Source organism: Acinetobacter sp. ANC 4173 (assembly GCF_004331255.1).
Taxonomy (GTDB): domain Bacteria; phylum Pseudomonadota; class Gammaproteobacteria; order Pseudomonadales; family Moraxellaceae; genus Acinetobacter.
The window spans coordinates 30027-43720 of the sequence record NZ_SJOF01000009.1 but is presented as its reverse complement, the minus strand read 5'-3'; the positions used below and the strand labels follow the sequence as shown (position 1 = coordinate 43720).

The 13694-nt window shown below is 41.6% G+C and carries 10 protein-coding genes, 2 tRNA genes and 3 rRNA genes; 9 read left to right on the top strand and 6 right to left on the bottom strand.

What is annotated here, in order from left to right; translation table 11 throughout:
- The first annotated feature begins 155 nt into the window (after nt 1-155).
- On the top strand, nt 156-329 hold the full coding sequence (locus E0H94_RS18720; protein WP_227548592.1) for a hypothetical protein: 174 nt from the start codon (nt 156-158) through the stop codon (nt 327-329).
- A gap of 8 nt (nt 330-337) precedes the next feature.
- Nucleotides 338-736 (top strand): hypothetical protein, encoded by a 399-nt coding sequence (locus E0H94_RS11470; RefSeq protein ID WP_227548591.1) that lies wholly within the window; start codon nt 338-340, stop codon nt 734-736.
- Nucleotides 737-779: 43 nt separating this feature from the next.
- Here E0H94_RS11470 and E0H94_RS11465 read toward each other — a convergent pair whose 3' ends face one another.
- The 5 genes from E0H94_RS11465 to E0H94_RS11445 form a co-directional block, all read right to left on the bottom strand.
- On the bottom strand, nt 780-1205 hold the full coding sequence (locus E0H94_RS11465) for an organic hydroperoxide resistance protein (protein WP_131326650.1): 426 nt from the start codon (nt 1203-1205) through the stop codon (nt 780-782).
- Nucleotides 1206-1481: 276 nt separating this feature from the next.
- A complete protein-coding gene (locus E0H94_RS11460; RefSeq protein WP_131326649.1) occupies nt 1482-2309 on the bottom strand; it encodes a carbon-nitrogen hydrolase family protein in 828 nt (275 codons plus the stop codon).
- A 24-nt stretch (nt 2310-2333) separates the two neighbouring features.
- Nucleotides 2334-2855 carry an anti-anti-sigma factor GigB gene (gigB, locus tag E0H94_RS11455; RefSeq protein WP_131326648.1) on the bottom strand — a complete coding sequence of 174 codons (522 nt, stop codon included), beginning with the start codon at nt 2853-2855 and terminating at the stop codon, nt 2334-2336.
- A gap of 113 nt (nt 2856-2968) precedes the next feature.
- Entirely contained in the window at nt 2969-3937 is a 969-nt protein-coding gene (gene gigA, locus E0H94_RS11450; protein WP_131265517.1) for an RsbU family protein phosphatase GigA, read from the bottom strand.
- A gap of 103 nt (nt 3938-4040) precedes the next feature.
- Nucleotides 4041-4964: a VacJ family lipoprotein gene (locus E0H94_RS11445; RefSeq protein ID WP_131326647.1), complete on the bottom strand. Its 924-nt coding sequence runs from the start codon at nt 4962-4964 to the stop codon at nt 4041-4043.
- Between the two features lie 560 nt (nt 4965-5524).
- Between E0H94_RS11445 and E0H94_RS11440 the strand changes: the two genes are divergently transcribed.
- The 7 genes from E0H94_RS11440 to E0H94_RS18710 all read left to right on the top strand — a co-directional run bounded on the left by E0H94_RS11440 (nt 5525) and on the right by E0H94_RS18710 (nt 11538).
- Nucleotides 5525-7061: ribosomal RNA gene (locus tag E0H94_RS11440) — 16S ribosomal RNA — on the top strand.
- Between the two features lie 61 nt (nt 7062-7122).
- Nucleotides 7123-7199, top strand: a tRNA-Ile gene (locus E0H94_RS11435).
- Between the two features lie 70 nt (nt 7200-7269).
- Nucleotides 7270-7345: transfer RNA gene (locus E0H94_RS11430), tRNA-Ala, on the top strand.
- A gap of 355 nt (nt 7346-7700) precedes the next feature.
- Nucleotides 7701-10594 (top strand): 23S ribosomal RNA (locus tag E0H94_RS11425).
- 180 nt (nt 10595-10774) lie between these two features.
- Nucleotides 10775-10889, top strand: a 5S ribosomal RNA gene (rrf, locus tag E0H94_RS11420).
- Together the 16S, 23S and 5S rRNA genes with 2 tRNA genes alongside form the textbook arrangement of a ribosomal RNA operon.
- Before the next feature lie 128 nt (nt 10890-11017).
- Nucleotides 11018-11329 (top strand): hypothetical protein, encoded by a 312-nt coding sequence (locus E0H94_RS18715; RefSeq protein ID WP_227548589.1) that lies wholly within the window; start codon nt 11018-11020, stop codon nt 11327-11329.
- Nucleotides 11329-11538 carry a hypothetical protein gene (locus tag E0H94_RS18710; protein WP_227548587.1) on the top strand — a complete coding sequence of 70 codons (210 nt, stop codon included), beginning with the start codon at nt 11329-11331 and terminating at the stop codon, nt 11536-11538. The genes E0H94_RS18715 and E0H94_RS18710 overlap by 1 nt, the downstream gene beginning before the upstream one ends.
- Before the next feature lie 4 nt (nt 11539-11542).
- Here the strand turns inward: E0H94_RS18710 and E0H94_RS11410 are convergent, their stop codons facing one another.
- A complete protein-coding gene (locus E0H94_RS11410) occupies nt 11543-12925 on the bottom strand; it encodes a dihydrolipoyl dehydrogenase (RefSeq protein WP_131326646.1) in 1383 nt (460 codons plus the stop codon).
- Nucleotides 12926-13694 lie beyond the last annotated feature (769 nt).

Genomic DNA, 13694 nt, shown 5'->3' with positions numbered 1-13694 from the left:
TAATTTTTTAGAATATTTAAAAAAGCATTGCTTTAAGAGTTGATTGGTCTAGTTGAAATATTAGCCTTTAGGAATTGATTGCAATGGTTTTTGTGTTGCTAAAAAATGATGAAAGTCACGATGAAACTTAATGTAAGAACAAATAGATTTTAATAATGAATAAACTTTTAATTTCCTTTTTTTTAATAAGTGGGGCATTTATTGCCCAGCAAAGTTTTGCTGATACTGAATTTTTTAAGGTGTATAAGCAATGTCATGATGAGATGGAGTGGTCTTGTGATGTCATTCGAGAGGTTAATGGTGAAAAAATATTATTTATAAAGAAATGAAGTCACCTGTGATTAAGCGATTAAATGATGATTATTACCATGTTAAAATTTCTTGTGGAAGTCCATGTCAGGGGCATGATTTTATAGCAAGAAGCAAACAAAAGGATGATGCAACGTCTGAGTTTATTACAATTAATGCGAAAAATAATTGTTTAATCGAAACTGATACAAGAAAGAATAAGATAACGGCACGTCAATTAAATCTTGATAAGACTTATACTTTAATCAGCACTAAAAATCATATTTTTCAACAAGTACCCATCTGGGAAATAGCTCAGTACACTATTTTTCAAAGATCATCTTATTTTGATCAACTAGGAAATCTCGTGTTGATTGCTAATTATGATGGGGATAATGGTGAAAAGGTGCAGTTTAAAAAAATATTTCCGAATCCTTGTGGGTTATGAAATTTCTATCCCGAAGTGATGACTTCGGGATAGAAGGTGTGACTTAAACAATCACATTCAATGTCACATCAATATTGCCGCGAGTTGCATTTGAATACGGGCAAACAATATGTGCTGCATCTACTAATTTTTGTGCTTCAGCTTGCTCTAAGCCTTCCAAATGAATATTCAAAGTCACTTGAATGCCAAAGCCTGTTGGAATTGGACCAATCCCTACCTCACCTTCAATATATACATCTGGTGTAATTTTTAAATGATCACGGTTAGCAACGAATTTCATTGCACCAAGAAAACAGGCTGAATAACCAGCAGCGAATAATTGTTCAGGATTGGTACCACCACCCATGCCACCCATTTCTTTAGGGACGGTGAGTTTTACATCTAAAATACCATCAGATGAGATTGCACGGCCATCACGACCACCTGTGGCTTTGGCATGTGCAGTATAAACTACTTGTTCTAGAGACATTTTATTCACCTATATTTATATCGAATGCAAATATATCGTACACGATTTAATTTGCAGTGCAAGTATTAAACAATCAGATTTATATATAGACATAGTCTATTTTTTAGATCAATTGAGTTTTGTGAAGATTCGTTTACAACAAGGTTGGCATAAAAATAGGGTAAACATCTTTGAGCTGAAACCAATAACTTATTTCAGATGAAATATCTCCAAGCTAAATATTTAACTTTATTGAAAAAATAGTTTTATCTCAAAAAAATAAGATGAGTCAGACTTTTAACCGAACTGAACCAATCGGCGATGTTGCATTAAGGGCATGGACTCACGAATTTGTTGCTGTTCTTGTAAGTCAAAAGGTACAGTAATGAGCTGCGCACCTTCGGTTGTAATGATATCGAGTACTTGCCCACGACTATTGGTCGCGGCAGTATGTCCCCAAGTTTGACGTTTTTCACCATGCCAGCCTTGTTGCGCAGCCCCGAGCACTTGGCATTGACTGTCCATGGCACGTGCTTGTAAAAGTAATTGCCAATGCATTTGACCAGTAGTGTAAGTAAAGGCAGAAGGGGCAGTTAAAATATTGGCACCACGCGCACGTAAATGTAAAGCCAGTTCGGGGAAACGAAGGTCATAGCAGACCATCATCCCAATGTTGCCAAAAGGGGTTTGTGTAACCACAATGTCTGTGCCGGGTTCAAAAAATTTGGATTCTTGGTAACCACCGACAGCATCACCGACTTGTACATCAAACAAATGAATTTTGTCATAACGGGCTTCGGTGCGCTCAGGGCTAATACACAAACTGACTGTGCGCACACGACCATCTTCAATCACAGAACCATCAGGACGGAAAGGGCAAGGTAACGTTCCCGCAATCATCCATATTTGATACTGGTGCGCTAAAGCTTCGAGTCGTTTTTGGATCGTTTCGAACTGTGCTGCTGTTTCACGTTGTTTGCCTGCGGCAAAGCACACGAAATTTTCAGGAAACACCACCAAGGAAGAACCTTGTGCTTTACTCTGTTGAATCAATGATTCGATGACCTTGAAGTTTTCTTCAATGTCATTTTGAGAATTCATTTGAGCAACAGAAAGTAAAGACATCAGTTTATCCTTGTAACAAGTACATTAAGCGTTTTGTTGATGAGATGCTTGTTCCAAATTATCTTGTTCTTTTTGGAGTTGTTTGACCAGCGGTTCAAACATATTTTGATTATTTTCGTTCAATTTCATCAAGGTTTTGTGCGCCTCAAGTACGGTTGTCAGCATACTTGAGTTGGTCACATGTTCTTCCATTAACTCACGTGTACATACGCTTGGATCACCGCAGTAATTCAAGATGACAAAAACCTGACCTAAGCCCATGCTATTGGCTAAAGTCGTAATATCTGGATTGGTTGATAACATGACGGCCTGAATGTTGTGGGCTTGTTTTAGCTTCAAACCAAGTTTCGCTAAAATGCCTAACACTGTGCTATCGATGAATATAGTTTGGGTTAAATCTACGATTGCCCCAACGACATTCGACTGTTGTTCAATACGGTTTAAAAGTTTGTCTAGACTGATACAAGATTGGGCTCGCACTTCGCCAATAAGCTTAAAAATATGCGTTCCGTCCAAACTTGCATATTCAACATGACCTGTTGACATATAAATGCCATTTGCAGAGAAGGATTCTAAAATTATCACATAGGGCAAGTGTAGACTCAAGTATTCTTGAGTCGTAGATACCTATTAAATTATTTAAGTTATTGAAAATTAATTTAATTCATTCTGCATAAACTTAAGATAGCAATATCATCTGCCACATGTTCGGGGGCTTGAAATGATTGATTTTGCAAGTGGAAGACCAATTGTTCGAATTGTTCATTCAATCCGCCATCAAAAGGTTCAAGAGCACCATCCGAGCAAATAATGAAACGTGAATGTTTATTTAATACACATTCGAATTCTTCTACTTCTAAATCTTCCGTTAAACCGAGTGGAAAACTACTGGTATTTAAAATTTTAGGTGGATGATTCGGTTCCAGCATAATTGCAGGAGGATAGTGTCCTGCGCTCGACCATTTTAAAACATGGGTTTCTAAATTCAATGTACCTGCAATCATGGTGATGTGCTTTTCAATATTTTCTTGTACCAACATTCCATTCAGTTTCTTAATCAATTCTCTTGGTGTTTTTGAGCGGCCATGAAATGCTGCCATCCAAGAGGTGAGTAAACTGCTGGTGACACCATGACCAGACACATCGGCCAAATAGAAAATAATTTCTTTATCACTGAGCTTCCAATAGTCGTACCAATCGCCAGAAAGATAGGCTGAAGGTTGGAACAGGGTCTCTATACGATAATTGGTCAGTTCAATCGGATTTGGAAGTAATCGTTTCTGAAGTTCAGCAGCAGAAGGCAAATCACGACTGTCCTGATTACGCTTATATTGAGCATCAATTTTTAATAATGAATGTTCAGGATTGGCAGGTAAACGATTCCAAATCCAACCTGCAAGCGCACCGAGCTCCCAAGCCTGAGCCAAAGCAGTCCCTTCATTTTCAAAGGCCATAACAATTGTGGGTAAACTCCACTGATGGGTCAGGTAATCTTGTACATCGGCAATCGCGATAATCGTAGGATCATACAAGTCAATATCATTAATTTGAATCATCTGCACACTTGGAAGTGTGTTAAGCACCTGATCTAAATAAGGAATATTACGAGTTGGTTGAATGAAATACATATATATATTGTATGATCCTTTAGATTTACTCGTTAGATGTACTATATCAATCAAGTAATTGCTAGAAAAAATAATGCGTTTCAGTGCAAATAAGTTTTACAAATTATTCAGACGGTGGTGAGTTATCTGAATCTTGCGTATCATCAATACCATCATCAGGTTCTTCGTCGACAAAAGAAATGTTGTCAGCATCAAGCCCTTGCTTTTGCGCAATTTCAAAATTCTTACGTTGTAAATAGATATCTCGAATCGCTGCGTAACGGTCTCCTTGTAATACATCTTCTACATCAAGGATTTGGGCGCGTGTATCAATACCGCGTAGCAATTGATCTGACCAATATAAGCCATCGTTATTTGCAAAGATGTATTTTTGTAGGCGTGCTTGACCATCAACAGCAAAACCAAAACCATCACGGAAAGTACTTGGACCTATAATAGGCAAAACCAAATATGGACCAGAAGGGACACCATAATAACCAAGTGTCGTACCAAAGCCTTCTTCTTCCATGTCTAGACCTAAACGTCGCGCAGGATCAGCAAAACCTAAAGTCGTCACGGTATTAATCGTAAAGCGACCTAAAGACTTTGCAGCACGCGATGGGCGCCCTTGCACCAATTGATTTACGGCATTCCAAGGTTCATTTAAGTTTTTACGAAATGCACGATAAGCACCGCGGGTACTGTCAGGAACTTTTGTTTTATATTGTACTGCTACTGGTCTGGCAAAATTTCGGTCTAAGAAATCATTGAAGGCAAAGGTTTCACGGTTCAATGCTTCTAAAGGGTCTTTGATACTATCGGGCTGTGCAGCATTTGCATTCACTTTTAAATCATTTGCTTTTACATTTTTGAGTTCTTTTAATGACTCAAGTCTAGAAACCTGAGGAATAGATGATGCATCAGGTGTAACTTCATTTATAGGAGTGTCGCTTGAAGCTGTAGCAGATAGATCATCATTTGCTTGAACAGTAGAAGCAAAACTAACAGCTAAAAGTGTCGCACATAAATAATAGTGAGTATGTTGCATAATAGATCCAAGACGGTTCTTAATGTCATAAGCAACATAAGAAGTCTAAAATAAAGGGTATGGAGCGTATTGTAACAGTTGTTTTCTTCAGAGTATTAAAACAAATTTGATCAAAATATGTAATAAAACCGTGTAATAGATTATTAATTAACCGTACGAACGCTATTTTCGCATAAAAATTAAAAAGGGTATTGCAACGGTTTGGGAATGCTGTAGAATGCACATCCATCGGCGGTGATGTTGATTAAAACTTGTTGAGAAACAAGGATTTAGCCCAAGCGGTAGAATCTGGAAGTCTTGAAGGGGTTTAAAAATAATTAACAAAACCTGTTGACTTTGATTGAAATTAGAGTAACATAGCCGACCTAGCTTGATGATGACGAGTCATCAAGAAGATCATTAAGAGATTATGAAGAACAACTTGTGTGGATTTTTACTGATTGATTAATCGAAATTATTTTCATTGATTGATGGTAGAAATTACTCGAAGTTTATTTGAGAAATATTTGTCAGAAAATTGATGAGCCAAGATTGGTACCCTTATAGGTACTACTGATTTTAAACTGAAGAGTTTGATCATGGCTCAGATTGAACGCTGGCGGCAGGCTTAACACATGCAAGTCGAGCGGAGCGAGGGTGCTTGCACCTTAGCTTAGCGGCGGACGGGTGAGTAATGCTTAGGAATCTGCCTATTAGTGGGGGACAACATTCCGAAAGGAATGCTAATACCGCATACGCCCTACGGGGGAAAGCAGGGGATCTTCGGACCTTGCGCTAATAGATGAGCCTAAGTCGGATTAGCTAGTTGGTGGGGTAAAGGCCTACCAAGGCGACGATCTGTAGCGGGTCTGAGAGGATGATCCGCCACACTGGGACTGAGACACGGCCCAGACTCCTACGGGAGGCAGCAGTGGGGAATATTGGACAATGGGGGGAACCCTGATCCAGCCATGCCGCGTGTGTGAAGAAGGCCTTTTGGTTGTAAAGCACTTTAAGCGAGGAGGAGGCTACTAGTATTAATACTACTGGATAGTGGACGTTACTCGCAGAATAAGCACCGGCTAACTCTGTGCCAGCAGCCGCGGTAATACAGAGGGTGCGAGCGTTAATCGGATTTACTGGGCGTAAAGCGTGCGTAGGCGGCTGATTAAGTCGGATGTGAAATCCCTGAGCTTAACTTAGGAATTGCATTCGATACTGGTCAGCTAGAGTATGGGAGAGGATGGTAGAATTCCAGGTGTAGCGGTGAAATGCGTAGAGATCTGGAGGAATACCGATGGCGAAGGCAGCCATCTGGCCTAATACTGACGCTGAGGTACGAAAGCATGGGGAGCAAACAGGATTAGATACCCTGGTAGTCCATGCCGTAAACGATGTCTACTAGCCGTTGGGGCCTTTGAGGCTTTAGTGGCGCAGCTAACGCGATAAGTAGACCGCCTGGGGAGTACGGTCGCAAGACTAAAACTCAAATGAATTGACGGGGGCCCGCACAAGCGGTGGAGCATGTGGTTTAATTCGATGCAACGCGAAGAACCTTACCTGGTCTTGACATAGTAAGAACTTTCCAGAGATGGATTGGTGCCTTCGGGAACTTACATACAGGTGCTGCATGGCTGTCGTCAGCTCGTGTCGTGAGATGTTGGGTTAAGTCCCGCAACGAGCGCAACCCTTTTCCTTATTTGCCAGCACTTCGGGTGGGAACTTTAAGGATACTGCCAGTGACAAACTGGAGGAAGGCGGGGACGACGTCAAGTCATCATGGCCCTTACGACCAGGGCTACACACGTGCTACAATGGTCGGTACAAAGGGTTGCTACCTAGCGATAGGATGCTAATCTCAAAAAGCCGATCGTAGTCCGGATTGGAGTCTGCAACTCGACTCCATGAAGTCGGAATCGCTAGTAATCGCGGATCAGAATGCCGCGGTGAATACGTTCCCGGGCCTTGTACACACCGCCCGTCACACCATGGGAGTTTGTTGCACCAGAAGTAGGTAGTCTAACCGTAAGGAGGACGCTTACCACGGTGTGGCCGATGACTGGGGTGAAGTCGTAACAAGGTAGCCGTAGGGGAACCTGCGGCTGGATCACCTCCTTAACGAAAGATTGACGATTGGTAAGAATCCACAACAAGTTGTTCTTCATGACGATGTATCTGAGGGTCTGTAGCTCAGTTGGTTAGAGCACACGCTTGATAAGCGTGGGGTCACAAGTTCAAGTCTTGTCAGACCCACCAAATCTGACTAACAAAGCATTGAATAAATGCTGAATACAGAAAAACAGAGACATTAACTTATTGATAAGCTGGGGACTTAGCTTAGTTGGTAGAGCGCCTGCTTTGCACGCAGGAGGTCAGGAGTTCGACTCTCCTAGTCTCCACCATATATTGAACATCAATATATAAGCTAAGTAGTTAGATTATAGAATTTAGTAAACATTGAGTTTATTAAGTTCTGTGATTTATCACAGTTTCCTGACCTGACGAAGGCTGGAAAAATCATTAACAGAATATATTTGAGTTGAAATAATTTGTTCATACTCGTTTTATTTAACCTAACAAGTAATTGTTAACGTTGAGTGAAATGAGTTACTAGCGAAATTAACTGAATCAAGCGTTTTGGTATGTGAATTTGAATTGAAGCTGTACGTAGTTAAATCTACAAAGCTCCAACTGTAGCGATTAAGTTCGCGACGCAATATCCTACTTGTAGGGATTAGCGACTGTTTGGGGTTGTATAGTCAAGTAATTAAGTGCATGTGGTGGATGCCTTGGCAGTCAGAGGCGATGAAAGACGTAATAGCCTGCGATAAGCTCCGGGGAGGCGGCAAATATCCTGTGATCCGGAGATTTCTGAATGGGGAAACCCACTTACTATAAGGTAGGTATTGCAACATGAATACATAGTGTTGCAAGGCGAACGAGGGGAAGTGAAACATCTCAGTACCCTTAGGAAAAGAAATCAATTGAGATTCCCTTAGTAGCGGCGAGCGAACGGGGAAAAGCCCATTAAGTCATATAAGTTCTAGTGGAATGCTCTGGGAAGTGCAACCATAGTGGGTGATAGTCCTGTACACGAAAGGGCTTATATGATGATGTCGAGTAGGGCGAGGCACGTGAAACCTTGTCTGAATATGGGGGGACCATCCTCCAAGGCTAAATACTCCTGACTGACCGATAGTGAACCAGTACCGTGAGGGAAAGGCGAAAAGAACCCCTGTGAGGGGAGTGAAATAGATCCTGAAACCGCATGCATACAAGCAGTGGGAGCCGACTTGTTCGGTGACTGCGTACCTTTTGTATAATGGGTCAGCGACTTACATTCAGTAGCAAGGTTAACCGAATAGGGGAGCCGTAGAGAAATCGAGTCTTAATAGGGCGTTTAGTTGCTGGGTGTAGACCCGAAACCAGGCGATCTATCCATGAGCAGGTTGAAGGTTGGGTAACACTAACTGGAGGACCGAACCCACTGTCGTTGAAAAGCCAGGGGATGACTTGTGGATAGGGGTGAAAGGCTAATCAAGCCTGGTGATAGCTGGTTCTCCCCGAAAGCTATTTAGGTAGCGCCTCGGACGAATACCATAGGGGGTAGAGCACTGTTTCGGCTAGGGGGTCATCCCGACTTACCAAACCGATGCAAACTCCGAATACCTATGAGTACTATCCGGGAGACAGACTGCGGGTGCTAACGTCCGTAGTCAAGAGGAAAACAATCCAGACCGCCAGCTAAGGCCCCAAAATTATAGTTAAGTGGGAAACGATGTGGGAAGGCATAGACAGCTAGGAGGTTGGCTTAGAAGCAGCCACCCTTTAAAGAAAGCGTAATAGCTCACTAGTCGAGTCGGCCTGCGCGGAAGATGTAACGGGGCTAAAACTATATGCCGAAGCTGCGGATTTGCAATTTATTGCAAGTGGTAGGGGAGCGTTCTGTAAGCCGATGAAGGTGTATTGAGAAGTATGCTGGAGGTATCAGAAGTGCGAATGCTGACGTGAGTAACGACAATGCGAGTGAAAAACTCGCACGCTGAAAGACCAAGGGTTCCAGTCCAACGTTAATCGGGGCTGGGTGAGTCGACCCCTAAGGCGAGGCCGAGAGGCGTAGTCGATGGGAAATTGGTTAATATTCCAATACTTCTGTGTAATGCGATGAGAGGACGGAGAAGGTTAAGTCAGCCTGGCGTTGGTTGTCCAGGTGAAAGGTTGTAGGCATGTATCTTAGGCAAATCCGGGGTACTCTATGCTGAGAACTGATAGCAAGCTGTACTTGTACAGTGAAGTGGCTGATACCATGCTTCCAGGAAAAGTCTCTAAGCTTCAGTTACACAGGAATCGTACCCGAAACCGACACAGGTGGTCAGGTCGAGTAGACCAAAGCGCTTGAGAGAACTCTGCTGAAGGAACTAGGCAAAATGGTACCGTAACTTCGGGAGAAGGTACGCTGCTGACGGTGATTCCCCTTGCGGGATGAGCTATTGGCAGCCACAGAAACCAGGCCCCTGCAACTGTTTATTAAAAACATAGCACTCTGCAAACACGAAAGTGGACGTATAGGGTGTGATGCCTGCCCGGTGCTGGAAGGTTAATTGATGGGGTTAGCGTAAGCGAAGCTCTTGATCGAAGCCCCAGTAAACGGCGGCCGTAACTATAACGGTCCTAAGGTAGCGAAATTCCTTGTCGGGTAAGTTCCGACCTGCACGAATGGCATAATGATGGGGGCGCTGTCTCCAGCAGAGACTCAGTGAAATCGAATTCGCCGTGAAGATGCGGTGTACCCGCGGCTAGACGGAAAGACCCCGTGAACCTTTACTGCAGCTTGACATTGAACTTTGATCTTACTTGTGTAGGATAGGTGGGAGGCTTTGAAGTTGGAACGCTAGTTCCAATGGAGCCGTCCTTGAAATACCACCCTGGTAATATTGAGGTTCTAACTCTGTCCCGTTATCCGGGACGAGGACCATGTCTGGTGGGTAGTTTGACTGGGGCGGTCTCCTCCTAAAGAGTAACGGAGGAGTACGAAGGTGCGCTCAGCGTGGTCGGAAATCACGCGTAGAGTATAAAGGCAAAAGCGCGCTTAACTGCGAGACCCACAAGTCGAGCAGGTACGAAAGTAGGTCTTAGTGATCCGGTGGTTCTGTATGGAAGGGCCATCGCTCAACGGATAAAAGGTACTCTGGGGATAACAGGCTGATACCGCCCAAGAGTTCATATCGACGGCGGTGTTTGGCACCTCGATGTCGGCTCATCTCATCCTGGGGCTGAAGCAGGTCCCAAGGGTATGGCTGTTCGCCATTTAAAGAGGTACGCGAGCTGGGTTTAGAACGTCGTGAGACAGTTCGGTCCCTATCTACCGTGGGCGCTGGAAATTTGAGAGGATCTGCTCCTAGTACGAGAGGACCAGAGTGGACGAACCTCTGGTGTACCGGTTGTGACGCCAGTCGCATCGCCGGGTAGCTATGTTCGGAAGGGATAACCGCTGAAAGCATCTAAGCGGGAAGCCTACCTCAAGATAAGATTTCCCTAGGACTTTATGTCCTCTAAAGAGCCGTTGAAGACTACGACGTTGATAGGTTGGATGTGGAAGCATAGTGATATGTGAAGCTGACCAATACTAATTGCTCGTGAGGCTTGACTATACAACACCCAAACAGTTGGTGTTGTGGTTCAAATCATCACAATCAACTTGATTTAGTTATAAAGCTAAGTACAATGTGCAAATTAAATTAACTCAGATGTTCTGTTAATAACTCATTTGATGAAAGTTAGGCATACACCCTGTGTAAATAAGACCATAACGAATAGTCATAAACAGTTGTGCTGGCGACAATAGCAAGAGTGAACCACCTGATCCCTTCCCGAACTCAGAAGTGAAACCTCTTAGCGCTGATGGTAGTGTGGGGTTACCCATGTGAGAGTAAGTCATCGCCAGCTCATTAATTCAAACACCCCCTAACCAACGTTAGGGGGTGTTTTTTATTGGAAATTAAAAAGAATAGACGAAAATTATTTAAAAATATGATTAATCGGTCAAATGATAAGAAATATAAAGTGCGGGCGTCTTGACCTTTAGCAATACGATGGATGTCATTATTGGTGCAACCAGCACGGGTTGGATGGTTGTACTATTGGGTTTAAAATTTTCAATTTTGAAGTTAGCCTTACCTTTAATTACTTTTGGGGCAATCTTAAAATTACTTGCGAAGGATCTACTGGCTTTAATGGGTATGACCATTGCTGGATTTAATTTATTATTTTTGGAAATTTATATTTTACAGCAAGCCATGGTAGGTGTCGTTGCCTCTATTGATTTAAGGCGTTGGTCTACAGAAAGTATTTTAAGTAAATTACTTTCTATATTATTGGTTTTGTGATGACAATTCTATTGCAATCATCTAGTGAAGCGATTGCTGTGACTTTAGCAGCCTTGGCGAGCCAAGCGATTTACTTAGAGCAAACTGTAGTTTTGGTCATGGGTCAGAATGTTGGGATTATTGTTACAGCAGTTTTGGCTGCAAAACGCTGGATTGTTCATCTCATTGCATATAGTCAAAGAGTCGCAGTATTATTGAAACAAGATTAAGATGCTATTGAGTAGTATTTAATTGGCGCCGAGCATGTTTAAGGGCAGTGCGTAATCCTTCTTCTAAGGTTGGATGATAAAATGGTTTAGCGAGGAGATGATCCAGTGTTAAATCTTCAGCAATCATCCAACAGAGTAAATGCGCTAAATGTTCAGCTGAAGTCATGAGTAATTCTGCACCTAAAATTTTGCGACTTTCTGCATGAATATAGACTTCCATCGCACCATAATTTTTTCCTAAAACTTGCGCACGTCCTTGTTTGGTATAAGAAACATGGCCTGTTACAAAAGGAACTTTATCACTTTCAAGTTGCTTAAAACTTTGTCCGACAATTGCTATTTCTGGTTCACAGAATACAATACCCATTGGCGTTAGATTTCGGATGTTTTTTATTTTTTTTAAATTTAAGCAATTTAAAACAGCACTGCGACCTTCATGTGCTGCTTCGTGCTGAATAGGTGTGTTGGTATGAGCATCACCAACAACAAAAATAGGATAGTGTGCAAGCTGTTTGGTTTCTGGATGAACAGGTAAGTTTTTAAGCTCTACAAATTGAGCATTAATATTTTCTAATTTTAAGGTATCCAGTAACGTACGACGCCCTGTTGCGACCAACAAATAATCTGTCACTAGATTGTATTCTTGCCCATGCTCCTGGTAGACAATCTTTACGCCATCTTTTGAATTTTGAACTTGCGTGGGTAAAACTTCGAACTTAATGTCAATTTCTTGACTTAAAAGTTCTTGTGCCATTTTTTGTAGTAAGGGACTGGTTAATGTTCCGACCTTTCGACTACGTGCAAATATCGTGGTTTTAACCCCTAAGCGTTGTAATGCTTGAGCAAGTTCAAGTGCAATGACACCACTTCCAATGACTGCAATAGATTGAGGTAATTGTTCCAACTCAAATACCTCATCGGAGGTAATTAGTTTTTGACCTAATTCTTGCTTCCATTGCTGATCAAAACTCGGCGTTGATCCTACAGCCAGAATAAAACTTCGGGCTTGATAGCGTTGTTGATTGATTTCAATGGTCTGAACATCAATAAAGTGAGCTTGACCTGATATTTTATGGGCTGAATCCCAACGAGCGATATCTTTTAAAGCAGCTTGTGTAAATTGATCTCTCAATTTTTGTACGTGTAACATGATTTTTTTAGAATCAATATTTAGATGAGTCGTTATGCCAACTTTATTTAATGATTGGGCATCGTGCAGTTGATTTGCTACAGAAATAAGCACTTTACTAGGCATACAACCAACGCGTGCACAGGTGGTATCCCACGGACCATGATTCACAATTAAAATATTTGATGTGTGTTTGATTGCTTCTTTGTAAGCAGCTTGTCCAGCTGTTCCCGCACCAATAATAATGATGTCGTACATAGTGTATGTTATTTGAATAATTGCTTTTCAGATTAACATAGTAAAACATTTGATTTTGCTTTGTTTACATAAAGCTACTTCTATGGGTTCATACTGTAAATTAACAATTTTAATGACGATTTTCTTGAAGAAAATAATGTTCGTGATTTTGATGAATAATAAATAGATTGGCTGAAAACTATATTACTAATACGCTTTGTGTTTGGTTGGTAAGTTATGGTGGAAGAGAAGTGATAGATATTTTGAAAATAATAATAATTCAGGGGGAACTTTGAATGGAGAGGTGGTTCAAGAGGAGAGGCTACAGCAACTGGTTCTGTAACTGCATTAAAAAATGAATTAGATAAATTATTGATGACCATAACAAATGGTCAGCTAACTGTTATGGTTCGCGTTTTAGATGAAAATAAAGGGGGGAGTTGCGCATGTGGAAATCACTCTGGCAATGATACGTCTATGAAGCATATAAGTAATACGAATATTGTAAAACAGACGACGGATGCGTCAAGAAATGTGGCATATGTACTTATAACACTTGCGACTTCTTCTTCACTGTCTGATTAAATTAAAAATGGTTTTAAAACCATAGTAAAGGTAAATACTGATGAAAGAAATAAATCAGTGAACACCAGTTAAATCTGGCATTTTTGCCTAAGTTGTGTCATTGATTAATACTGAAGGAGCACCTGCAATGGTCAATTTGATCTTAAGATTCAATATCTGAAAATTTATGCAGGCTATTTAAATATTCAGTTGTTAGCAGATTCAA